Source organism: Anoxybacillus sp. P3H1B (assembly GCF_001560855.1).
Taxonomy (GTDB): domain Bacteria; phylum Bacillota; class Bacilli; order Bacillales; family Anoxybacillaceae; genus Anoxybacteroides; species Anoxybacteroides rupiense.
This window is the reverse complement of record NZ_LPUG01000032.1, coordinates 1-23,940: the sequence shown is the minus strand read 5'-3', so window position 1 is coordinate 23,940 and position 23,940 is coordinate 1. Positions and strand designations below refer to the sequence as shown.

The following is a 23,940-nucleotide window of genomic DNA, read 5'->3' as shown; positions in this document are numbered from 1 at the left end:
TTTCTACAACCGGAAACGCGTACATTCCGCTATCGGGTATCTTACACCTTTTCAATACGAACAAATGTACGGTCAAATTGCGTAATTTTCTCGATTCTGGCTGTCCAATCTATTGACAGAGGTCCATTCAGTGACATAGATAGATGATCATAGAGTTTCAATCCCTCATAGTTAAGATAAAAACGGTAGGGAAATGCATAGATGACCAAGGGAGATCTGAGTTTCAATCCCTCATAGTTAAGATAAAAACCCCCACAATCCATAATTAAATCAGCATTTGGAAAATGGATACAATGTCATTATAAACGTATCTCAAAGTTCGAGCAATAGCTTCTTTTTCTGATCGCTGTAGGGATTCTGGCGGTTAGAAAACTGTCGTCGATCCCCCGGGTTTTTGACGCTACTGGAGGTCGACGACAGTTGAGATATTGGATCTATGATGCGCACGTAATCACCAACTTCCTAAAAGTTGAATTTCTTTAATACGTGTTCTATCCCCGTTTTTCTGAAATAGATTCCCCCTTTCAGTTATCCCTCTCCAAAATTCTGCACTTAAGGAAACAGGCTCGAGCCTATCTCTTTTCAATCGAATCATCATCATGCCAACACGGAATCTCACAATCGATCATTTTATCTGGCCAATAAAATTTTTATTTACAAACCGACGGTCGGTATTTATAATTAATGATAAATACTCCTATACCCTCGAAAGGAGGCACATAATTGAAGCGTGAACAAAAACGAGAGCAAACGAAGCGATTGCTATTGGATGCTGTGAAAGAATTAATTTATGAAAAAGGATGCACCAATACAACACTCCATGACATTATGGAGCGTTCCGGGTTGTCTAAAGGAGCCATTTTCCATTATGTAAAAAGCAAAGACGAACTTTTCAGTTGGGTGTTGAAGGAAAGGCTCGACAAAATAAATGAGCGCTTTTTCCATAAGGCTTCGCAAAAGGCCTCATTTGAGGAGCCACTCTATGAAATCACATCCCGATTGTCAGATCTGGAAAATCCGCAAGATCCCGGCAATCAAGTGCTCATGTACCTTTTAGGCAAAAGCGATCAACCTGATATAAAAAAAATACTCCAGCAATATTATGAACAAGCCATTCATATGTCCAAATCATGGATCATTGCTGGGCAAGAGGCTGGCGTTATCTCACAGTCCATTGATGCCGACAAAACAGCAGAATTATTTACGCTTATCTCATTTGGTTTGCGGATGCGCAGCGTCATTGATTCAAACGTCTATTTCTTTAATCAAGATTTTGCCGAACTGATGTCTGAAAGGCTTCAGTCAAAGGCAGAAAGGTAGGAAAAACATATGAAATCTCTGTTATTTGTGCATATTGCCGGGGTTGTCCTTTTTTTAGGCAATATTATCGTGACGGCTTTCTGGAAAATGCGGGCAGATCAAACGAGACACCGTGACTTCATTCATCGGACTGCCAAAAATGTCATGCTAGCTGATTTCGTTTTCACTATTCCGGGACTATTGCTCATTATCATATCCGGAGTTTGGATGGCTGTTCAAGCGGGATATCTCGTTTCAGGATTTAATTGGCTAACCTTGTCCTTGATATTATTTGCATTGACAGGAATACTTTGGGCCGGAGTGCTGCTTCCTTTGCAACGCAAAATGATACATCTCAGCGCTCCAACTGCCGACAACGACTTCAACATAGAATCGTACCGCCAGGCGTCACGGCACTGGATGATATTCGGAACGCTCGCAACATTGCTCCCTGTTTTCATCTTATACCTTATGATCAGCAAAGGGATCTGATGGTCAAAATTTAACATATCCAATGAGAAATCTCCCACCTTTAAACAGAGTTTAGGTGGGAGAAGCTCGTATACGGATATACAATGAATTTTAATATGATCGTTAGCCAATGAGGACTAGCAGAAATGTTATAGAGAAATGTTAAGCTAGCTATTTCCTGCTTTCATGATTGCTCCCTTCACAAAACGGAATATTTTGTATATCAAATACATATCAAGCCACATTCAAACACTTCCATCCGAGGATTTGGAAGAAGAATGGAAGTCTATAGATTTTTCTTCCAATTGGGCAGCGATTCCTGAAAGCGGCTGTTCCACCATAATTTTATTTTCCCTATGTTCCATCCTGTTTCTGTTGTTCGAAGCGAATGAACACGCCAATACATGGGCGGATGAGACATAAACTGAAATTCCAAAAATCGAAAAAACCAAGAATCCCTTTCCAAAGAAGACAATCTTTCGTCCTTTTCCTCCGCTTCTTGCTCTTCTTCAGGAACGACGTGGTATCCGATTGCTTTTTCCGATGCTTGATCTTGATGCTCAGAGAGGATGGTCAAACTTTTGGCCATTTGAACATTCCCGCCATCCAACAGCGTTGCTCCTAAATGATCGGCCCGTACTTCCATCCACTGCGTAATCAGAGACTGGAAAGCAGGAAGCAGAAAAATTAAAATCCAAAGGACGAAAAAAACGAGGATTTGATGGTTTTTTAGCAAATTCGGATAGGTTTCATGTATAAAGAAAATACCGATGACAATCCATCCAATCAAAACAAATCGCAACAACTGTCCAGTCAAGACGTCTCGCTTTTTGACATGAATGGCCTCATGAGCCAAAATGCCTTCAATGGCTTCAAGGGGAAGCTTCAGCGTTTCCGAAGTCAGCGCCACCAGTGATCGGCCAATATTAGCGCCTGCCGCCAACCCATTATATTCGACCGATTCTGTGACATAAATAGTGACATGGGAAAGTCCAGCACGTGAAAAGACTTTCTCGATGATCGGAAGCAACTGAGGATCGCTTATTTCCTTCATATCTAAAGCCATTTTTAATACGCGATCAGAAATCCACAGATTGAATATCCAAAATAGCAAAATAACCATGGCCGTCATAAGCGGGCTGATACCCATAAAAGTGAAAAGTGTTAAGAGAGCCGCATAGGCTCCTACTCCTTTCACCGTTGCCGCAAAATACCCCTTTCCTAGAAGACGCTTCCAATTACTTTGATGATAAAAAGGTTTTACCTCGATCTCTTCTAGCTTCTTCCTTTCCTCTCTGAGGACGAAATCCATCGATTCCGATGGATCAGGGGTGAGATAGATTTTTTCGCCGGAAAAAGATAATTTCCACGTTTTCCCCACGCTGGTCGTATAGTCCGTATGAGGAGAAAACAAAGAAAAAAGCGGAAATAGTTGCAACACATCCGGCCGTGTTTGAACGCTTGCTTCTGAAAGCTCCTTTAATGGATACTTTTTCGTTTCGATAAAAGATATCGCATATAGCGCCTCTTCCTGTTCTGCGTAAAAAAAACGAAGAGAGCGAAACAGTCTTATTCTTTTCGTCAGCCCAGCCACAAGAGAGACGAAGCTGTACAAAAGTACGAGCGTGATGGGGGAATTCGGACCGAAAAGGAAATAAAGAACAGCGATGCCCATAAACAATCCCGCAAATAAGAAATCCAATAGGATACGCTCTTTATTCTTAGACAATACAATTTCTCTTGATCCTTGTTTTTTCAGTTTACCGATGATCTCTTGCGATTGGGCACCGCTTCTTTCTGGCACCGGAAAGCTAAAAAAGCTAAATAACAGTATAGAAAAAATAATCGTCGCTTCTAGAAACCCTTGTTCCAAAAACACATAGACGATCCATCCAATTCCGAATATAGCAGCGAATATACCTACATACACAGACGAACGCCATTTTTTAAAAAAATCTACCAAGAAGCTGAGAAAAAAGCCGATCACAGCGGTTAAAATTGATATAGTCAAATCCGGCATAAATCGTTCCTCCTGTCCGATTGAAAAAGCGCAAGAAAACTACCTACTATGTTTATCTTACCTGATAGAAAACAAGGTTTCCATAACAGGAAAAATTAGATAAAAGGAAGATTGCGTATTTCGCCTGAAATAAAAGGGGGAAACTTCCATGATAAAAAGATAGGATGATACACGGAACGAATCGTTCGAACCATTGATCATGGATTTACCGTCACAAGCCTTTTTCAACTCTCTCATGGCTCACTTCCCCCGTTGCAGAAAAAAATCTTTGCGGTTGCTGTATTTTCGTTTTTGTTTTGGCATATGAAAAGCACCGCCCTTGATGGACGCATCCATCAAAGGCGGCGCTGCCTTTTTACGTATGTGGCGCGAATTCGGACTTGCGGTTGTTCAAAGCACTCAAACATCCCTTGTCCATTTTATAAACCTCATCACAAAGAAGGTTGATGTCTTCTGAGTTATGGCTTGATAAGAGAATCGTCACATTTTGCGTTTTTAAATTTTTTATTAAATTTCTGATGTCTGCTACACCGTCCTCATCCAGCCCATTCATTGGCTCATCTAAAATAAGAAGGCTTGGTTTTTCCATAATCGCTTGAGCTATACCGAGTCGCTGTTTCATCCCTAAAGAATAATATTTTGTAGGTCTTTTATCTTCAGGGTCTAACCCTACGATTTCCAAAGTCCTTTTGATTTCCTCCAACGAAATTATCTGATTAATGGAAGCCAATAGTTTCAAATTTTCAAGGCCTGAATAATGAGGAAGCAGGCCGTTTTTATCTAACAACAACCCTATGTTTTTAGGGAATTTCCCTGAAGTAATTGGGTCGCCAAATATTTCAACCATGCCTGAGGTGGGTCTGATCAGTCCGGCTATAACTTTAAATAGCATGGTTTTTCCTGATCCATTCCTACCCACGATTCCGCAAATTTTCCCCCTGCTAACTTCTAAATGAATATCCTTTAAAATCTTATGGCCCTTTATCTCCTTACTAAGATTTACAATTTTCACTGCACTGTCATTATGGCTATTCATCATATCCCACCTTATAGCGTATTCTTATGTAATAGACTGTCCATGCGTTTATAGCATATATAATGAACGAGTATTATAATCATAAAAATTACAAAGAAATAGTAACTCAATGACCACGCAAACGGAGAGACCTCTACGTTTCTCGCTGCAAGAACGCCCTGTGAAAACGGCAGCCATTTATTCACATATGGTGAACTTTGTAGTAAACCTACTGATATGAAAATAAACATAACAGAGATGCTAAAGCCTGCTATTGAATTGTTAGCCAATATCGAAACCACATGACTCATTAACATAATGAAAAAAGTCAACAAGATCAGTAAAACAAATTGAAATAACATGAGTTTTAGAGGAGTATAAGTGTTCAACAAAGGAATATCATCTAAACTAGCACTCATGCTTTTTCCGCCATTTATCAGGTATGATAATAGTATGGAAATGGAATACCCTATCGAATAATAAATCACGATAAATATAAAATTAGCTGAAATCATCCCATTTAACCATAAAGAAAAATGACCTGCTCTTGGAAGTATCCAAAGGTTGTTTTCATTAAGTTGTTTGTTTAAAAAATTCCCACATAAAACATATATCGGCGTTTGATGTAGCAACCATCTTAACAAATCGAAATTAAAATAAGCAGGTCCATAGTAAAATGTTATTAAAAGAGAAGCAGGTCCAGCATTTTGCCAATTATAAAAATTGAATGACACAAAATGAAAAACCACAAAAGTTAAAAGGATGATTATCATATTTCTTTTATACAACAAAATGCGAAGAAAATACCTTAAAAGACGTAAGTATTTCATGATTGCCTCCAACTAAAGTCCATCTTTTTCACCCGCGATACTCCTATAAACAATAATAGGGTCAAAACCGTTCCCCAATAGATTATGGACTGGACAAAGTGACTATAAAATGAGCTCCCCATTTTTCCTACTAAAACATGATAAGTGAATGTAAACGGATAAAAGAAAGTGATTTTACTTAAATATATAACGATGCTAATCACATTAAAGCCGAGCGTGATGATAAAGCTAATGACATTATTTCGGACGATTAAGTTAGCCACAAAAAAAGTGATTCCCAATGTTAGAAAAAATAAATAAACAAGAAGTAGACTAAATAACACCAACGTCGCCGGCTTTATATCGTTATATTTTAATAGGAAGTCATATACGGCCGCCCCATATTCACTCCACCTATTTTCAAATTTCAATGTCAACAATGATTCAAGGAGGCAAATGAAAGCCGACGCTAAAACAAATAATAAGGTTGCCATGCCCATACTGATAACAGAAGTGTAAAACCATTTGGCGCGGCTGGCGAATTTAATCATTGCGTACTGATCAAACGAACGAAAAGTGGTGAAAGGAAAGATACTCACTAAATAAATTAATGATAAGAGAAAGAATACATGGAAAAAATCATGAAATGAAAACAATAATAAATCGAAAACATTTTTTTCCTCTTTATACATTAAAAAAGAATGAAAACGAAATAGACTAATGATAATGAGGAACAATAGAATCGTATAAACAAACTTGCCGCTATAAAGAATATTAAGCAATCTAATGCTCAAATTACTCCGCATGTTTGGCAGCTCCTATAAAAAATAGTGCAACTCCTATGATTAGCAATATCAAATCGTAAAGTGCGACGTATGAAATCTTTAAATCAGGATCATACTCTAAATCAAATAACATAGCAGAATTGAGGAATTTGTTGATTTGAAATAACAAAGTTCCAGAAAGGATATAAAAAGCAAAAGGAAAAACAATGGTTAAATACTGATTATGAATAAACGTAGATACGCCAAGCGCTAAAGTAGAAAAAACGACCCCGCAAACAAAGCTATTCAAAATCATGATCAAAACAAATAAAACCGGCGAATACTCGTATACTCCGCGCAAGACTATGATATTTAGAGTATCTACAACTGACACATCAAATTTTTTTATCAGTAAAAAGAGGATAAACGATACAAGCAGGCTTGATGCAATCACATAGCCACTTACTAGTCCGTTTACCAGCAGGCGAATCAACAAATATTTTTTTCGGCTCATTCGATAAGATATATAGTGGATGAAGCCAGTGCGAACATCCGTTACATAAGAAGCAGCAAACGGTAAAGAAACTAACACGGGAAACAACAAACTTAATATGGCTGACGTTCCCTCACTATGTGAGTACATAAATAAATAAATGGCGTTTACACCTGGGTACGGATGAAAAATAAACTCGAAAGAGCCGATAAATATGCAGACGAAAATTAATAGTTGACTAATGAACGTGTTTCGTGAAAAAAACGCCCTTTTTAACTCGCTGACAAAATATCCATTCCCCATGTTGTCTCATCCCTCCCTTTAAAACCCACAAAAGCTTAAAATAAGGCATTCTCGATTCACTTTTTTATAGATTTCCTAGCTATCCATTCCATTAATGTAGCCATACTTCCCTCTCTAATAAGCAGGGATGGCGAGCGGACGATCCAACAACGCCGCTTGCAGACGCATTCATTTCTCTGAAAACAGCTGGTTGTTCGGTTCTCGGCCAAAAAAAACCGAATTCTCCTTAATTGAATGGGTATCTATCTTCTCGTTCGCTCAAGATCATGTGCAAATGAATGGGATGGCGAAATCATTTATCACTTGTATATAATCCATCAATAGTAAGTGATGTGAAAAATTTTTCTTCATTTTATTCAAAAATCCCTTCTTTTTTTTCAAAAAAATACAAAAATAGTCTTTTAGAAATGCGATTCAATGGATTTATGAATCACATTTTGTCACTTATTTTTTTATAAAGTAAGAGAAGGCGCAACATCTAGATCCATTCAGTTGAAGATTCTGATCAATGTCTGTTCTTGTCGATGCTGCTTCTAAACAGGTTAATCATTGAAAAAGCAGCCTGAAACACAAAGATAGGAATCAGGCTGCTTTCTTAAATTCATATTGTTCTCCGTTGTTTTAATAAATGTTTATATGACCGCTCGATACATTTAGATCAATAGGATGTTCACCGGATCCATGGACGCCTTTGATGCTTTTATGCTCTATTTTTTTCTTGGTTAACGGAAAATCACATGTGATATTACCGCTGCTTGTTTTTCCGTTTAAAGTAAAATCAGCACTTTTCGGAAGATGAAGATCCACCCCTCCGGAACTGACTTCAATATCCACAGCCCCTGTTAATTCGTCCATTTGCATACTTACATTTCCAGATGATAAATCGGCCTCAATCGCTCCACTATAATGCCGCACCTTGAGATTTCCCGAACGAATATCAAATGTTCCTGATTCTGCCGTTAATGAGTCGATATCGGCATTCCCCGATGAACTGTCGTGTTCAAAACGTTGAACCGATATATTTTTTAGTTTGACGTTTCCTGAGCTCACATCGAACAGTAATTTATCTAGTTTCATCGGTTTATTTTTTGAATGACCAGAGAAGCTCAAATTCCCTGACCCCAGATTTATCACCATGTTTCGATCATAATCTTCAGGGATATAAAGATTCAGTTTTGCCTTGTTATGAAATGGCCACCCAAACCGTTTCCGCTCCACACTTATACTCACTTTATCTCCCTGACGCTTAACTGTCAGTTTTCCCTTTCCATCTAAATCAGCTTTTATGTCTTCACGGTGTTTCGGAATAATCGTTGTGCTGACACCTGAAATATCCATTTCAATCATATCAATTCCCTCTGATGTAACCGACTGGTTTTTTGGCTTTCCGAAAGGCCACCAACTAAAATCAACTGGATTCCAAAAGATAAGGGATAAGCTAATCAATCCAATAAGACCTAATAAAACAGGAATTTTCTTTTCCAATGTTTTTCCTCCCTTTCCCATTAAATTTTACATCAGTTTCTTCACCCTACTTCGAACCATCAACTTTTTCAGGCGCCCTTAAAACAGCTGAACCTCACGGATAAATCTTCACATGCTCTAATGATTCAGTCGCCTTTCATTGTTTAATGGCAGAGTCGACATTTTGTCTCGATCTACAACTTGGATGGAATAAGATCAAGCGACTCTTCCTTTTCTTATTGTAAGAATACAGTAAAAGGGAATGTTCCAAAATGGACCTCAAATGTATATTCGAATAAGACTTGAGGCTTATATGATAATAAACAAATAATGGGGTCTATCCCCCATCACGTAAATGTAATGAGGGAAGACCCCATATATCTACCGCATAACATAAAATTTGATCTTAAGTTTCCTGATGTGTTTTCTTAAAGCCATTTCAATCACCACAGCCCTATAATTGACGCGCCGTCGATGGCAGTAAAAACACTGTGCGTGCAAAATGTTTTTATTCCTTGTAGTTAAGATAAAAACGCGGCAAAGGCGGTTTTCCTGTATGATCTAGATTTGTTTCAATCCCTCATAGTTAAGATAAAAACACGTGTGAAGCCGCTTCGCGTTATTCACTGCTTCTGGTTTCAATCCCTCATAGTTAAGATAAAAACGTAGATACTTTTTCACCCAAACCGACCATATTCAGAGTTTCAATCCCTCATAGTTAAGATAAAAACTTACATCAGTAAAATCGAAAAAGGAAATTTACCTTCTATGTTTCAATCCCTCATAGTTAAGATAAAAACGCTGGTGAGGCCGATGCGATTAATGAGCGCTGCTTGTTTCAATCCCTCATAGTTAAGATAAAAACTTCGAGAAAAAGGCTTAGAAGGAAAAGATCTACTATTGTTTCAATCCCTCATAGTTAAGATAAAAACCCCAAAAATAATGATAAAAGCAGCATTTGGAAAATGGATACAATGTCATTATAAACGTATCTCAAAGTTCGAGCAATAGCTTCTTTTTCTGATCGCTGTAGGAATTCTGGCGGTTAGAAAATTGTCGTCGATCCCCTGGGTTTTTGACGCTACTGGAGGTCGACGACAGTTTTTCTTTCGTTCATACGTCATTTTTAGGAAAACAAATGAGGATTTTTGAGTTTGCCGAAGCTTGTTAGATTCGGGCTTGCCTTTTCGTCAACGAAAATGGAAATAACGCCATCCTCAGCTCCGCCCACGTTTCCATAAAGCGGCGCTATGGGTCTGCCCGACCGTAGAAAAAGTCCAAACGCTCTATCTATGTCAAAATTAACATGTCACATTGCATCTATCTACTTGTTCACTTATAATAATTTATAGCCATGAAAGATTCATGATATGATAGGAAGCGCCCTCAAGAAGTTGCAAAATTCTTTGTATCCAATATGAGAACGAAAATCGGCTATCTGATATAGATTTTCCAAAATCAGAGCTACCTGATCTGCCGCGCCGATCGGTCGAATTCGTCGAAACCCAAGATTGACGAATAACCAACAATGTGAATAGGGTGTATGTACATAAAGCGCAAGAACACAGCGCAATATTTCAAAAAAGGATGATCATGGTGGAAGCGCTATTAAATCAAATTCTCGAGAAACTAGTTGAACTTCAATCAGAAATTGACCAGATGAAGACAAAACTGGCAACCAAAGAAGATCTTGCTGCGGTTGCGACAAAAGGAGATCTTATAAGCATTCAACAAGCTATCTTAGAGACCAATCGAATTGTTAAAAACATCGAGCTAAATCAAGAGCGCCACGAGCGTATTTTAGACGTTCTTTCCAAACGTTCCATTGAACATGAGGCAAGATATCAGCGACTTACAGCAAGCGCAGTGAAAGAAAACTAGCGAAAAGTACCGAGACGTTCATCTTGGTGCTTTCTTTTTTATGGGGCTCTGTTACATTTTCGTGTTGATCATTGCGATTCATGAAGGGAAAACCCATTTTTTAGGATTCCCTTCGTTTGTGTGTGCCTTTACTTTTTAACTTCATAGTGCAGTTCAACGAATTGATTGAAGTTCCTGACACCTTTCAACGAGAGGTTTAATTGATAATCTCCCTCTCTAAATAGAGGAATTCCTGTTCCAAGTAAAATAGGGGCAACTTTAATGATGAATTCATCAACCAATTGATTTTTTATAAAAGAATGTAACAATTCTCCTCCACCCACAAGCCAAATGTTTCTTCCTTCTTGATTTTTAAGTTTATTGGTGAAATGAACCGCATCTTCATTAACAAATTTTACATCTTCTTGATCCTCAAGAGGAGATCTTGTAAATACATAACATGCTTTGTTTTCATATGGGAGTTTTTCTATACCTTGTTTCAGTACCCAATCGTAGGTCCTTTTACCAAATAAAATCGTATCTACCGTTTCATAAAATTCAGAATAACCGTTATCTCCTTCACCTTCGACTTGGAATAGCCAATCAAGAGATTCATCTTTTGTAGCTATATATCCATCTAAACTCGTTGAAATAAATAATACTAATTTTCGTTTTTTCTCCATAAAATTCTCCTCTAATTTAGAATGAATGTTCCATTATTCCGTTGGTTGAATAAAAACGGCAGAACGAGGTTCCCGAGTTTCGTTCATTAATCGACCACCAACGGAAGAGGTTGGAGTAGCATGGCACTTCCCTCATTGATAGACTTATTCCTTTTTAAAAAGCTTTTTTCCATCCAATCCCCGAATGTTTGTTCCTAATGAGATTATACTATAAATTTGGAAAGGTTTCAAATATCAACAATATTTTTTAACAGAGCCTTTTATAAAAAGAAACAAAAATTCAACTTGAATCTCTCCAACTATACTCTGTTAAGAGGGGGGAGACTTCTCGGTGAACTTGTCTTCTCACCACCAAACCACTATTTGTTCTCCATACTTTTTGATAGTATGAAAAACGGCTAAGGGGCACAAATGTGATCAAATGCCACTTAGCCTTCTGTAAAATCCCTTTATTTCAAGGTTAATTTCGCCACACACTCCACATGATTCGTATGCGGGAACATGTCGACAGGCTGGATTTCGAGTGTTTGGTAGCCGCCATCTTCGAGAATGCGCAAATCGCGCGCTAATGTTGCCGGGTTGCAGGAAACGTAGACGACTCGCTTCGGCTTCATGGCGATGATCGTTTGTAAAAGGGCTTCATCGCATCCTTTGCGCGGCGGATCGACAACGACGCAATCGGCTTGTACGCCTTGTTCATACCAGTGCGGAATGACCGTTTCTGCTTCTCCGACAGCAAACTCTGCATTGGTGATGCCATTGAGCTTAGCGTTCCGTTTCGCGTCTTCAATCGCCTCTGGCACAATTTCGACTCCATACACTTTTTTCGCCTTTTTGGCCAAGAAAAGCGAGATGGTGCCAATGCCGCAATAAGCATCGATCACCGTTTCCTCTCCCGTTAATTGCGCGTACTCGAGCGCCTTTTCGTACAACACCCTCGTTTGTTCCGGGTTCACCTGATAGAAGGAGCGTGCGGAAATGGCAAATTGAATGCCGGCAATATCATCATAAATATATTCTGCTCCCCACAATACGTTCGTTTCATCCCCCATAATCACATTGGTGCGTTTTGGATTGATGTTTTGGATGATAGATTTCACGTTCGGCACCTGTTCCGCAATGGCTTGTACGATTTTCTTTTTATGGGGCAGCTCCTTCGTACGCGTAATGAGGACCACCATGACCTCCTTCGTTGCCGCTCCATAACGCGCCATAATATGGCGAAGCGTCCCGCGATGCGTAGCTTCATCATACGGCTCAACTCCATAAGCCTCACAGATGTTTTTGACCGTCTGCACCACCACATCGTTCATTTCCTGCTGGATTAGACATGCTTGCATATCAATAATGTCGTGGGTACGCTGCTGATAAAAGCCAGCGACAAGCCCGCCAGCGCGCTCGCCAACCGGGACTTGAGCTTTGTTGCGATAGCGCCATGGGTCCTTCATCCCCAGTACAGGATGAATGGTCACATTCGTGATTTTTCCGATGCGCGTCATCACTTCTTGAACATGCTTATGCTTAGCTTTTAACTGCCCTTCATAGCTTAAATGCTGAAGTTGGCAGCCGCCACATTGTTTATAAACCGCACAGGGAGCGTCGATGCGGTCCGGGCTCGGCTGATATAGCTCGACTAAACGGCCATAGCCATAGCCTTTTTTCACTTTAATGACTTTAATTTTTGCCCGTTCTTCCGGCAGCCCGTTCGCCACAAAAATCGGGAAGCCGTCGACTTTCGCAACTCCCGCGCCATCATGTGTTAAATCTTCAAACACAACGTCATAATACTCGTTTTTTTTCACTGGTGCTTCTATCTTTGCCATCGTTCCTACTTCCTTTACATGAGCATGCTGCACTGATTGTATCATACGATCTAGCTGAACACAAAAAGAGAACAGGATTTCCGTTCAAAATCCTGCTCTCATTTGCTCTGCTTTTTCCTTCGGGACAAATACCTCCAAGTGGCGGTACAAGTTGACAAATTCTCCTGGAAGCATGCCGCCGTATTCACCGTCTAAATTCAGCTGCATATGATTCGGAGTGGTCACCTTAATCCGGTTTGCCTTTGTATAAATTAAATGCGGATCGTTAATATGCTCTCCTCTTGAAGCCATTGTAACCACACGAATAAATTCGGCAAGGTTCGTTTTCTTTAAAATAATTAAATCGAACATGCCATCATTTAACGATGAATCAGGAGCAAGCTTTTCAAATCCGCCAACGGAGTTCGTCAAGGAAACGAGAAACAGCATGATTTCCCCTTCATATACTTTGCCATCATACTCAATTCTCGCTTCAGCTGCGCGAATGGACGGCAGCATTTCGATCCCTTTTAAATAATAGGCGAGCTGGCCCAGCATTGTTTTCAGCTTGCTCGGCACTTCATACGTCAATTCGGTCAAGCGTCCTCCTCCGGCAATATTAATAAAGTAGCGCATTTTTTCTTCAATGATGACTGAGCCAATGTCAATCGGCACGGCTTCGCCATTGATAATGACATCACAGGCTCCTTCAATGGAGCGAGGAACGCCAATCGCACGGGCAAAATCGTTCGTTGTTCCAACCGGAATGATGCCAAGCTGAGGACGGTAGTCTTGATTGGCAATCCCATTGACGACTTCATGAATCGTTCCATCTCCTCCGGCGGCGATGACAAGATCAAAGCGGCGCTCGACGGCTTGTTTTGCCGCTTCTGTGGCATCGCCAGCGCCGGTTGTCGCATGACAGGACGTTTCATATCCGGCTTCCTCTAAACGAATTAAAACATCGGGCAGATGCTTTCTGAACAATTCACGGCCTGAGGTAGGATTATAAATGATTCTTGCTCGTTTCATATCCCATCATCCTAGTTCATGTTTTAGTCGATTCCACTATTTAACATAATAGCGGAAGAAACAAATAGATGCAATTTTTCCGCTTGTCTATTTTGATGTATTCCTTCGGCGCAACATTATATCAGAAAGCAGGCATCTGCTCAATGAATGACCTGTACAGAAGCCTGTTCAATATCAAACAGCTGCAAGCGATGCTCTCCCTTTCCCACTTGCACGCTTCCTTTGGTGGGCTGTTCAGGTGTTTCTTGTTGAGAAGCTTCAATGTCTTTTTTCCAAGCCACATTGCCATCCTTTAAGCTCCCATGAATGGCTGCCGTCACTAACAGATTGGCGCTACTCTCCACCTCAACGGCCACACTGCTTGCGTTTGAAACCGTCCAATCAGCGACAAGCTGACGCGGAGCCACGCGCATTTCGTTGTGAGTGCCGCGCACTTCAAGAGGGATATGGGCCGGTACAACGACAGTTGGCGATAATTCTCCTCCTGTATAAAACCATCCCCTCTGTTTCGACAAGCTTTTGATGATCACATACATCGTGTCCCCCGTTAACTGGATCGCAACATAATCCGCTGGTTTTTTCACATCATGAGACGAGGCGGATTGATAGGTGCCAAAAATATGAACGCTCTTGTCGTTGCTCCCTTCGACCACAACAGGGTCGGTGCCTGTTTGCAGAACAATCCGCTTAATGTCCGGCGCCACCTGATGGCGGGCATCTGGCAGCTGAAAGACGCGCATTTTGCCGCTGGCCGCCGCGCGGATTTCCCCCAATAGACCTGTTGAAGAAAGCAGAAAAAGGGCAATGGCGAAGAAGCCAAGCAGGCCGATAAATACAATACTGAAAAGATCATATTTAACAAATGTATTCTCTCGTTTTGTAAAATAAAGATAGATCAGAATTTCTAGGCCGAGCAATATGAGCAGAAATGGCCACCAACCCATAAAAATATCAGTCGCCTCCACTCGCTTCCATTGCGCAAAAAACAACGCAAAGCCCAGCAAAATAAGCGAGGCCCCCATCGATACCGTTCCAACACGCCACGTTCTCATGTTCTATCCTCTCCCTCCTTTTTGTTTGCTTCCTAACAGAAGTTTGATTCCTCCAGCGATCAATAGCAGGCAAACAACCGTCGTTTGAAAGAACTGATGATATAAAGGGTAAATATCGACATGGAAAAGCGCTGAAAGGCGCGATGCAAAGGCTGGGAGAAAAATGCTGTCCAACAAATAATAGAGACCTAATAACACTAAGCCGATCCCCAACCATTTTTGATGGTGAACAAAATAAGAAACAATCGGTTCATCCTTTAATTCCTTTTCACCATAGCTTGACGCTTTTTGCAGCGCATCGAAAAAACTATAAAACCAAATAATTGGAATAAGGAAGAAGAAAGCGGATAACCTTAATACATCCATCACATAAATGGTTAACAAAAAAGCGGCCATTAATTGCAGTCCCCTCTTTTGTAGCCCTAAATACATATGCCCTGCTCCGGGAAACATGGACAGCAGCATGGCGATGGTTTTGCTTTTTCTTCCATCCTGACGAAGGTTCTCTAATTCCTCGAAAATGGCGCGATCAGCCAGCGGTTCGCCTCTTTGCTTGCGATTAAGCTGCTGAACCGTATCAAACATGCTGTAAATCCAAATGATTGGCAAAATACCTAAAAAGATTAAAAAGCTCCCTTGGTTTGTTAGCACGGCGACAAAGAAAATCATCATCATGAGTCCAAAAAAGCTGACCAATAGTGTCAATCCGCGATTCATAAGCCCCAATTGCAAATGGCCAAGCCCTGGAACGAATGATAACAAGATCGTATAAAATTTCTCACTGTCCTGATTGCCTCCTTCTTGAGCAGCCATATGCTCCGGCTGTCTTTGCATCAAAATGCGAATGATGTCAAGCATGCTGATTAGCCAGATCATAAATGAAAGCAGCACGAGCAAAAGCGGCTCTCTCTGACCTGTTAAAACGAAAAGTCCCGCTCCTAGTACAATTGGAGCGAAAAAACTTAAACTATAAAAGACCCCTCTTCCTTTTTTATTTAAATACAAATGGCCTGCGCCTGGAATGAACGATAAAAAGAATGCGACAAGTGGATGTTTTTTCATCGGCGATGCGGTTCCTCCTTTTGATTCAATTGGATACAATCAAGCAGCGAGATGGTTTTGTTCATCAACCGCTCTGCATAGGACGGCCGTTTTTCTGATATGCTTGCGCCTACGGCAGCGTTGGCAATCGATTGAAAAATCCCTGAAGACAAAAGCGTAATCGTAATCGCAGCGGCAATACCGTAATGAAGCAGCTTTTGCCCCACTTTTTCCTGCTGCTGGTGCGGCTCCTGTCGAACTTGTGCGATAATCTCATCAGCCGAAATAGAGAATGTAGAAGGAGAAGGCAAAGAAGCAGCATGTTCTTCCATCAGCTCCATATAGATCTCTAAACACCGATCACATGTATACAAATGATCCTCCATTTCGATTCTTTTCGCTTCGGTCAGTTGATCGCTTATAAACTGCTGCCATTCCTCTTTTGAATAGTGACTCATTGAAAATCGCCCTCCTTCCAATGCTTTCGGAGCCAATTGCGCGCTCGATACAGCTTGGTTTCCACCGTTTTGACGGCTATATTTTGCTCTTTGGCAATTTGCTGATATGATTTTTCTTCAATATAATAAGCATAAATAATTTCTCGATAGCTAGGCGGGATCTCCTCCAGCCTTCGCCGCACTTGTTCTTTTTCCGCTTTTTTGATGACGAGCTGCTCTACATTTTCAGCAGCTTCTGGTTCCGTTGCTTCGAGCGCTTCTTCTCGCTTTCGTTCCCTTTTACGCTTCACATCAATGGCATAATTAACAGCAATGCGCGTAATCCAGGCTTTAAAACCTTGTGATTGGTATTGGGAGAGGGAAAGGAAAATTCGAACCAATACTTCTTGTGTCGCATCTTCTGCATCTTTTTCATGCCGGATAATCGAATATACCGTTTTATATAAGTAGTCACGGTATTTCTCGATTAGCATGCGCAAGGCGTGCTCGTCGCCGTTTTGAACTTTGTCTATTAGCACATCGTCTTGAATTCCACTCTCCCCCTTTCGATCCTTCTTCACTTATATAGACGAAATGGCTTGGCGCTTCCCCTACACTTTTTTTGTTTTTTATCACTTTTTTTGTTTTTTATTTTTACCCCATTTTCTCTGAAGTGCGACGAGAGCAGGCTAACTGCAGATGGCTTGAACATCCAAGCCCCGTCTTTGTTTAGCCCATAAAAAAAGGCGCCCCTGAGCGCCTTTTTCCTTCGATTATTCTTGATTCTCCGATCCTTTTGCTTTTTGTTCCGCCAGCTCCTGCGTTAGCTGGTCGATGCTGCTCTTTACATTTCCTTTGCCTGAAAAGTTCTCAAGCATTTCTTTGACATCAATGCCAGAAGCCGCTTTTAGAGACTCCTGCAACGTCGCCATCAGATGGGTCGCATAGCCTGCAACACGATTGGCACCGCCATTCGCGTCACTGCCGCCCGTGTCCACAATCGTAATCTTGTCAATATTAGCAAGCGGGCTTGCCACTTGTTTCGCATATTCAGGAAGCATTTTGATCATCATATCGAGAATGGCCGCTTGACCGTATTGTTCGAATGCCTCGGCAATTTTTTGTTTTGCTTCCGCTTCGGCCAGACCTTTTAAGCGAATAACTTCCGCTTCGGCTTCCCCTTTTGCCTTTTCTGCTTCCGCCTTGGCCAGACCGTCAATGCGCACTTTCTCTGCCTCTGCTTTTGCCATTGCTTCCACCCGGTATTTTTGCGCATCGGCCTCCGCCATTTGTTTAGCTTTTTCCGCCGCCGCTGCCTGCTCCACTGCATAACGGTCGGCATCGGCTTTCTTTTTCACCTCTGAATCATATTGACGTTCACGGCGCAAAATTTCTTTTTCTTCAAGCTCAATTTGTTTTTGTCGCTCGATAATTTTGATTTGCATTTGCTGTTCAGTAACTTCCTGCTTCGCTTTCGCTTCTTCTAGGTGATAGGCTTGGTCCGCACGCGCTTTGGCAATATCTTGCTCACGCCGGAATTCGGCAAGCTTCAGCTGGTTCATTTTTTCGGATTCCGCAATTTCCGTCAAGCGCTCCAATTCGGCTTTACGAGCATCTTTATCCGCTTCAGCGCGCTTAATACGCGTTTCCTTTTCCGCCTCTGCGGTCGCAATGTCCGCATCGCGCTTCACTTGAGCGATGCGCGGTTTTCCTAACGCATCCAAGTAACCATTTTTGTCACGTACATCTTTAATAGTAAACGAAACAATAACGAGCCCCATTTTCGCTAAATCATGAGAAGCAACACGCTGCACTTCTTGTGAAAACTTATCGCGGTTTTTATAAATTTCTTCTACTGTCATGGAGCCGAGAATGGAACGAAGATGCCCCTCCAGCACTTCTTTCGCTTCATTCTCCATATCTTGCTTGGACTTTCCTAGAAATTGCTCAGCGGCAGTAGCAATTTCGCCAATCGAACTGCCCACTTTAATAATGGCTACACCATCTGCCATAACCGGAACTCCTTGCTCGGTATAAACTTCCGGCGTTTGGACATCTAGTTTAATAGATAGCAAGCTCAATGGTTCAGCTTGTTGAAAAATCGGCAAGACGAATGTTCCGCCGCCCCGGACAATCTTAATCTTATTTCCTGATTCATCTACATGTACGTTTTTGCTGCCAAGATAGCTGCCGGTTACGATTAAAGCTTCATCTGGTCCAACGGTGCGGTACCGCATCATAAAAATGGCAACCAGTCCAAGCAGCAACACAACGACTACTCCGATAACAATTAAAATCGGCGTCATACAAGCTCCCCCTTTATTTATGAAATATAATATGGATCACGCTTCGCCACTACAGCGACACCGTTTTCCATGCTAACCACAATCACCTCTGCTTCCAACGGGATTTCCTCATTTTTTAAGCTTTTTGCCGGTTTTGAAATGGCACCGCTTGCCCGCTGAATTAAAATTTCGCCGAATCCATCTGCCGGCACCGTAATAATCACCTTAGCTCTGCACCCTTCTAAATCCTCTTGAGCATAGTTCAGGGAGGACTCCGCTGAGCGAAGTGGAACAAACACAAAAAAGTGCAAAAGCAATACGACAATCAGTGCAACTCCTGCGCTGATGAGCCCAATGAAATAAGAGGCTGCTGCGGTGTAGCGCTCAAGCAAATACCCAGTAGCGCTGAGAACGGTAAAAAAGGATAAAAATAATTGAGGGCTTAATAAGGGATGATCGAATGCATCAAAGATGCCATCTAACACATCGCTTAACAAAATATAAAGAAAGGTTAAGCTGCCGCTGATGACCAGCGTAAATAAATAAACCGTCTCGATTGGGATACCCAAACATCGCTTCCCCCCCCTTTTTTGCCCGATTCATCTGTATATACGAATCTTCTAAGCGAACGGTTTCAGTTTTTCCATCATTTTGATAAAATTTCCTTTTCTTTATTTTACTAAATTTTCACTTCTTTTTCATCAAAATTCGCTAAAATTTTATAAATAAACAGTCATCCCCAATGAAAAAATGGGGGACAGTCTCGAAGCATGCCCATCCAGCAAGTGATATTCAGGTTTTTTATTCGATCGTCAACATGTCTGATGACCTCCCTCACCTCCATTCCGTTTAAGGGGCGGGAGAATTCCTGATGGATGAACACAGCTTCAACTTTTTATTTGCAAAATGAAAAACCAAATGATTGAGGTTATACTTGATAATAGAAAACTGAATAAAAGCCACGAATTTTGAATGCCACCGTATAGAGTTTGCATTAGGAAAGAAGGGAGAACGAATGAAGCTGCTGCTTGCAGAGGATGATGTATATTTAGGAGAACTCATCGTTCACATGCTAAAGAAAAAAGGAGCCGATAAAGTCGATTGGGTGCAGGAAGGAGAAGAAGCTTACGATTATGCGCTCGCTTCTTTTTATGATGTGCTCATTTTAGACTGGATGCTCCCAAATGGCGATGGCGTCGAGATTTGCAAGCGACTGCGCAAGCAAGGATATTCAGGTGCTATTCTCATGCTTACCGCTAAAGACGCCGTACAAGATCGCGTCCAGGGCCTTGAAGCAGGAGCCGACGACTATCTTGTCAAACCATTTGAAATTGAAGAGCTAGTAGCTCGCTTGAAAGCATTATCGCGCCGGACATTTATCCCAATTCAAGAAGAAATCGTCCGTTTTAAAGATTTTACCTTAAATCGCACAAGCCATACGCTGCATCGAGGCGGCCAAGAGATCTTTTTGACGCCGCGCGAATTTCAGCTGCTCGATTTGCTCCTGCAAAACAAAGGGCGGGTTTTATCCCGCGACATCTTGTTAGATCGAATCTGGGGATATGATGCCGATGTTTCCCTCAAAACGATTGATGCGACTGTCAAGCTGCTGCGCAAAAAGCTGGATGCAGACATGATTCAAACCGTGCGCGGGGTGGGATACAAAATTGATGAATAAATGGGGGGCTTTTTTTAAAAATGTAAAAAATCATGATATATTCCGCCTCGCCCACTGGCGCCTTACCATTTTGTACAGCGGCATTTTCATGATTTTCTTAACTGCCTTTATCCTGATTGTTTGCTTTCTTCTTTATATGATTGTCACCAACGACCAAGAACGGAGAATTGCTAGCCTTGCCAATCAGGAAAAGAAAGTGATTGAGCAGTTTCTGATCAAACAAAGCGATTTCGATCTTATGGACAATGAAAATATTTTGTTTTTAAGCGAGGATCAATTCTTTTTTTATGTAATCGACATGAATGGACAGCTTCTCATGGGCGATGAAGTGAATCAGGACATGCGCCCCTTGCTTCTTGAATCGCTGGCACAATCGGCACCAGAGCAAAATAAGCAAAAATATATAGATGTTCGTCTGCCCGCATACATGAGCAAGTTTTCAAGATTTCATACAAATGAGCTAAAAATTTTAACCGCAGCTCGCCCCGTTGTTGTTCATGGCAATTTGATCGGCATGTTGTATGTAGGTATGGATGTCACCTCATTTTCGAGTGTATTTAAATGGCTTTGGATCGTTCTGATCAGCTTAGCGGTTTTATTTATTGGCATTGCTGTTTTGCTGAGCTACTTTATGTCCAGGCGGACGCTCGTCCCCATTCATGAAGCTTACAACCGCCAGCGCCAATTTGTGGCCGATGCTTCTCACGAGTTGCGCACCCCGCTGAGCGTGATTTTTTCATCGGTGGAAGCTCTTGAAATGGAAGAAGAAATCACAAACAATGAATTTGCGCAAAAGATGTTGCACCGTTTGCGCGAGGAGATCAAACGAATGAATAAGCTCATGACTGATTTGCTTACATTAGCGCGCGCAGATGCTAGAAACGCCGCGCTTGAGCTTGCGAAGGAGGCATTTGATTTCCGCCCTCATGCGGAACGAACGCTGCAGCTGTTAGCGGATGTGGCCGCAAAGAAAAGCATTGAATTGCAATTTCAAGCGCCTGAAGCAGCACAAATGATCGGCGATGCCGACAAGCTGACGCAATTGCTTTATATTTTGCTAGACAATGCCATCAAGTATACCCCGAACGGAGGCCATGTCACGCTATCGATTCATATTGAGAAAGCAAAGCAGCGCCGGCTGATCATTTCTGTTAAAGATACAGGCATAGGCATTCCAAAAGAAGAAATCGGCCGCATTTTTGATCGCTTCTATCGCGTCGATAAAGCAAGGTCACGGCAGCAAGGAGGGCATGGTCTTGGCCTTTCCATTGCCAAATGGATCGTCAACGCCCACGGCGGAACGATTGATGTCCAAAGCGAGCTGGGGAAAGGTACTGAATTTATTGTTACCATTCCTTTTTAACATGCTTTCCATTTGTGGAAGGCATGTTTTTATTTTAAATTGTCTTGAGAGCTCTTGGCCGATAAGGAATACGGGCAATGACAGTGTGGGGCTCAGAATGAGAACGTTTGTCAACGGTTTAATAAAAAATTTTCTTTTCTCCCTTCTTTTTTCACCTGATTTTCTCTTTTTTTCTTTACAATGCGAATTGTAAGCAGCCATGCGAGAAAACTCAGCAAAAAAAGGAGGTGAGAAGTGATGAAACGGCCCAATCTATTTCTTATTCTTCTCGCAACAATCGCTGCTGTGAGTGGATTGTGTTTGCTCATAAATGCCGGGGTTTCCGGAAGAGTACAAGCGATCCCAATCATGGACATGCCCCATCGCCATGATTTATTTATGGGACGCCACTATGTTGATCACAGTCCACCCATGATCAGAATCTATGAAAACAGTTGGGCCATATGGATTCTCTTCCCTCTGTTGATGAAATGGACCATGATCATCAGCGGCTGGATGCTTTGGAGAACAGCCAAAAGCTCTAGCGGATGGAAATGGGGAGGCTTGGCCCTTATGGGAATCGGCATCACGGCGCTTCTGCCTAAAATATTGCTTGTTCCGTTTATCTTATTTGCGATTTATATGATGTATCACAAGCGACAAGTCCGTGAAGAATGGCCAACAGTTGCCCCTTCATCCGGACAAGCCATAGATTTTCTAGATGAATGGGAAAAAACGATACAGAAAAAGGAGGAATAGAGACGTGGGGATTTTCAAGCGCCTGAAGCGGATCGTCACGGCCGATTTGCACGATTGGATTGACAAATGTGAAGATCCTATTCGCATGACGAAGCAATATCTTCGTGAGTTAAATGAGCAGATTGACAACACCCAGCAAGCACTCGCCCAGCAATTCGCCATCCAGCAGCGCTATGAAATGCTCATTCATCGTACCGAAGAAATCGTGAAAAAAAGAGAACGCCAGGCCAAGCTCGCTATCGAAAAAGAAGAAGAGGCCATCGCAAAAATGGCCCTGCAAGAAAAAATATCCTATGAGAAAAAACTTGAGACATACAAACAGCAGTATAACACATTAATTGAAAAAACAACATACTTAAATGAACAGCTAAAGAAACTGAAAGAAAAGTATGAAGAGCTAAAAATCAAGCATTTTGATTTCATTGCACGAGCTCATGCCGCCAAAGCCATTACAGATGTCAACACGTCACTCGTTTCTTTCAATCCGGAACAGATCCTAAAAGGATTTGAACGTATCGAAGAACATGTTCGGTCCCTTGAAGCAAAAGCCAAAGCAAGCACATACGTATATGAAACACAAAAAACGTTGTCCCTGCCTCCCGTTTTTCATGAAGAAGTAGAACAAGAGCTAGCCAAATTAAAAACAGCCAAATAAAAACGCGTACCCCCCTTTCATATAGATCACCCCCTTGCCAGCCGGCAAGGGGGATATGTGTTTAGGAGATAATCGATTGATATCGGTCTAAGAGGCTTTGGCCATACATCGTACATGCAAGTAAAAACGCGCCAAGTCCAATATACAAAACCAACCATAGCCACTTCGTTTTTGTATCTGACGCATAATACACTTTTTCTGTTCGCATAGCTTCCTCGCCATCACGGATGGCCTCTTCCAGCTCGTCTTTAGCCTTAAGCAACTTTTCCTCATCGATCATCCAAAAGCTTGTAGCATTTAATAGCAAATCAAGGTTTTCTTTGTAGATCAGCGCTTGATGCTTTCGCAATTTTTGCTGATCCTGTATAACCGGTACGTAACGTTTTCTATCGATTTCCATGCGGCTTTGCTCTTCTGCCCATTTTCGGCGCATCTCATATTGTTCCTGTTCGGTTGCTGACCGGTATGCTTCCAATTGCTCAAGAGCATGCTTGTCTGCTTTTTGTTCCACCTTCAGCATTTCATAACGAAAAGCCTGCCTCATCAGCTTGAACTGCCCCCTGTCAAGTAGACAGTGGAAATAATAAAAATGATCTAAGCGGCTTTAGCTCTATATTCCATAGGGCTAAGGCCATTTAATCGTTTTTGATATCTATCATGATTATAAAAGCAAATG

Annotated in this window: 25 protein-coding genes and 1 CRISPR repeat array; of the genes, 8 read left to right on the top strand and 17 right to left on the bottom strand. The window is 41.5% G+C overall.

All coding sequences use genetic code 11. The annotated features are described in order from the left end of the window. The 3 genes from AT864_RS18850 to AT864_RS16965 all read left to right on the top strand — a co-directional run. A partial coding sequence (locus AT864_RS18850) for an IS3 family transposase (protein ID WP_369815555.1) occupies positions 1-85 on the top strand: 85 nt, incomplete at its 5' end. Between the two features lie 638 nt (positions 86-723). Further along, positions 724-1,320, top strand: coding sequence for a TetR/AcrR family transcriptional regulator (locus tag AT864_RS16970; RefSeq protein WP_066151122.1), 597 nt, complete (start codon positions 724-726; stop codon positions 1,318-1,320). A 9-nt stretch (positions 1,321-1,329) separates the two neighbouring features. After that, the gene (locus tag AT864_RS16965) at positions 1,330-1,791 is read left to right on the top strand and encodes a DUF2269 domain-containing protein (RefSeq protein WP_066151119.1); all 462 of its coding nucleotides are present in this window, start codon (positions 1,330-1,332) and stop codon (positions 1,789-1,791) included. Positions 1,792-2,056: 265 nt separating this feature from the next. Here the strand turns inward: AT864_RS16965 and AT864_RS16960 are convergent, their stop codons facing one another. The 6 genes from AT864_RS16960 to AT864_RS16935 form a co-directional block, all read right to left on the bottom strand. Then, complete coding sequence (locus AT864_RS16960) at positions 2,057-3,790, bottom strand: M56 family metallopeptidase (RefSeq protein WP_066151116.1); 1,734 nt, start codon at positions 3,788-3,790, stop codon at positions 2,057-2,059. Between the two features lie 355 nt (positions 3,791-4,145). Then, on the bottom strand, positions 4,146-4,826 hold the full coding sequence (locus tag AT864_RS16955) for an ATP-binding cassette domain-containing protein (protein WP_066151113.1): 681 nt from the start codon (positions 4,824-4,826) through the stop codon (positions 4,146-4,148). Positions 4,827-4,837: 11 nt separating this feature from the next. Beyond that, the gene (locus tag AT864_RS16950) at positions 4,838-5,635 is read right to left on the bottom strand and encodes a hypothetical protein (protein WP_066151110.1); all 798 of its coding nucleotides are present in this window, start codon (positions 5,633-5,635) and stop codon (positions 4,838-4,840) included. Next, positions 5,632-6,420, bottom strand: coding sequence for a hypothetical protein (locus AT864_RS16945; RefSeq protein WP_066151107.1), 789 nt, complete (start codon positions 6,418-6,420; stop codon positions 5,632-5,634). The genes AT864_RS16950 and AT864_RS16945 overlap by 4 nt, the downstream gene beginning before the upstream one ends. Next, complete coding sequence (locus tag AT864_RS16940) at positions 6,410-7,174, bottom strand: hypothetical protein (RefSeq protein WP_066151103.1); 765 nt, start codon at positions 7,172-7,174, stop codon at positions 6,410-6,412. Before AT864_RS16940 ends, AT864_RS16945 begins: the two co-directional genes overlap by 11 nt. Positions 7,175-7,795: 621 nt before the next feature. After that, positions 7,796-8,659 (bottom strand): DUF4097 domain-containing protein, encoded by an 864-nt coding sequence (locus AT864_RS16935; protein ID WP_052660998.1) that lies wholly within the window; start codon positions 8,657-8,659, stop codon positions 7,796-7,798. A gap of 483 nt (positions 8,660-9,142) precedes the next feature. Further along, a CRISPR array of direct repeats spans positions 9,143-9,570; the repeat unit is 30 nt; unit sequence GTTTCAATCCCTCATAGTTAAGATAAAAAC. A gap of 661 nt (positions 9,571-10,231) precedes the next feature. On the opposite strand from AT864_RS16935, the gene AT864_RS16930 reads away from it, so the two are divergent. Next, positions 10,232-10,519 (top strand): hypothetical protein, encoded by a 288-nt coding sequence (locus tag AT864_RS16930; protein WP_044746206.1) that lies wholly within the window; start codon positions 10,232-10,234, stop codon positions 10,517-10,519. Between the two features lie 128 nt (positions 10,520-10,647). Here the strand turns inward: AT864_RS16930 and AT864_RS16925 are convergent, their stop codons facing one another. The 9 genes from AT864_RS16925 to AT864_RS16885 form a co-directional block, all read right to left on the bottom strand. After that, positions 10,648-11,181, bottom strand: a complete 534-nt coding sequence (locus AT864_RS16925; RefSeq protein WP_066151100.1) for a dihydrofolate reductase family protein — start codon at positions 11,179-11,181, stop codon at positions 10,648-10,650. Between the two features lie 449 nt (positions 11,182-11,630). Beyond that, positions 11,631-13,004: a 23S rRNA (uracil(1939)-C(5))-methyltransferase RlmD gene (gene rlmD, locus AT864_RS16920; protein ID WP_066151097.1), complete on the bottom strand. Its 1,374-nt coding sequence runs from the start codon at positions 13,002-13,004 to the stop codon at positions 11,631-11,633. Positions 13,005-13,088: 84 nt separating this feature from the next. Then, positions 13,089-14,015: a diacylglycerol kinase gene (locus AT864_RS16915; RefSeq protein WP_066151093.1), complete on the bottom strand. Its 927-nt coding sequence runs from the start codon at positions 14,013-14,015 to the stop codon at positions 13,089-13,091. Positions 14,016-14,155: 140 nt separating this feature from the next. Continuing rightward, positions 14,156-15,067 carry a hypothetical protein gene (locus tag AT864_RS16910; protein ID WP_066151090.1) on the bottom strand — a complete coding sequence of 304 codons (912 nt, stop codon included), beginning with the start codon at positions 15,065-15,067 and terminating at the stop codon, positions 14,156-14,158. A gap of 3 nt (positions 15,068-15,070) precedes the next feature. Continuing rightward, positions 15,071-16,129, bottom strand: coding sequence for a hypothetical protein (locus AT864_RS16905; protein WP_066151087.1), 1,059 nt, complete (start codon positions 16,127-16,129; stop codon positions 15,071-15,073). Continuing rightward, on the bottom strand, positions 16,126-16,566 hold the full coding sequence (locus AT864_RS16900; protein WP_066151084.1) for a hypothetical protein: 441 nt from the start codon (positions 16,564-16,566) through the stop codon (positions 16,126-16,128). The genes AT864_RS16905 and AT864_RS16900 overlap by 4 nt, the downstream gene beginning before the upstream one ends. Further along, the gene (locus AT864_RS16895) at positions 16,563-17,084 is read right to left on the bottom strand and encodes an RNA polymerase sigma factor (RefSeq protein ID WP_231734688.1); all 522 of its coding nucleotides are present in this window, start codon (positions 17,082-17,084) and stop codon (positions 16,563-16,565) included. The genes AT864_RS16900 and AT864_RS16895 overlap by 4 nt, the downstream gene beginning before the upstream one ends. Before the next feature lie 234 nt (positions 17,085-17,318). After that, the gene (locus AT864_RS16890) at positions 17,319-18,851 is read right to left on the bottom strand and encodes a flotillin family protein (protein ID WP_044741385.1); all 1,533 of its coding nucleotides are present in this window, start codon (positions 18,849-18,851) and stop codon (positions 17,319-17,321) included. A 17-nt stretch (positions 18,852-18,868) separates the two neighbouring features. Further along, a complete protein-coding gene (locus AT864_RS16885; RefSeq protein WP_066151078.1) occupies positions 18,869-19,399 on the bottom strand; it encodes a hypothetical protein in 531 nt (176 codons plus the stop codon). Positions 19,400-19,845: 446 nt separating this feature from the next. Here AT864_RS16885 and AT864_RS16880 point away from each other — a divergent pair, with 446 nt between their 5' ends. From AT864_RS16880 to AT864_RS16865, 4 genes are all read left to right on the top strand, one after another. Continuing rightward, a complete protein-coding gene (locus AT864_RS16880; RefSeq protein WP_066151075.1) occupies positions 19,846-20,508 on the top strand; it encodes a response regulator transcription factor in 663 nt (220 codons plus the stop codon). Then, on the top strand, positions 20,498-21,871 hold the full coding sequence (locus AT864_RS16875) for a cell wall metabolism sensor histidine kinase WalK (RefSeq protein ID WP_066151073.1): 1,374 nt from the start codon (positions 20,498-20,500) through the stop codon (positions 21,869-21,871). The genes AT864_RS16880 and AT864_RS16875 overlap by 11 nt, the downstream gene beginning before the upstream one ends. A gap of 237 nt (positions 21,872-22,108) precedes the next feature. Then, entirely contained in the window at positions 22,109-22,609 is a 501-nt protein-coding gene (locus tag AT864_RS16870; protein WP_066151070.1) for a hypothetical protein, read from the top strand. Between the two features lie 4 nt (positions 22,610-22,613). Then, the gene (locus tag AT864_RS16865; protein ID WP_066151067.1) at positions 22,614-23,264 is read left to right on the top strand and encodes a PspA/IM30 family protein; all 651 of its coding nucleotides are present in this window, start codon (positions 22,614-22,616) and stop codon (positions 23,262-23,264) included. A gap of 61 nt (positions 23,265-23,325) precedes the next feature. Here the strand turns inward: AT864_RS16865 and AT864_RS16860 are convergent, their stop codons facing one another. Both AT864_RS16860 and AT864_RS18845 read right to left on the bottom strand, forming a co-directional pair. Beyond that, a complete protein-coding gene (locus AT864_RS16860) occupies positions 23,326-23,808 on the bottom strand; it encodes a hypothetical protein (RefSeq protein WP_066151064.1) in 483 nt (160 codons plus the stop codon). A gap of 50 nt (positions 23,809-23,858) precedes the next feature. Then, a partial coding sequence (locus AT864_RS18845) for an IS3 family transposase (protein WP_156450494.1) occupies positions 23,859-23,940 on the bottom strand: 82 nt, incomplete at its 5' end.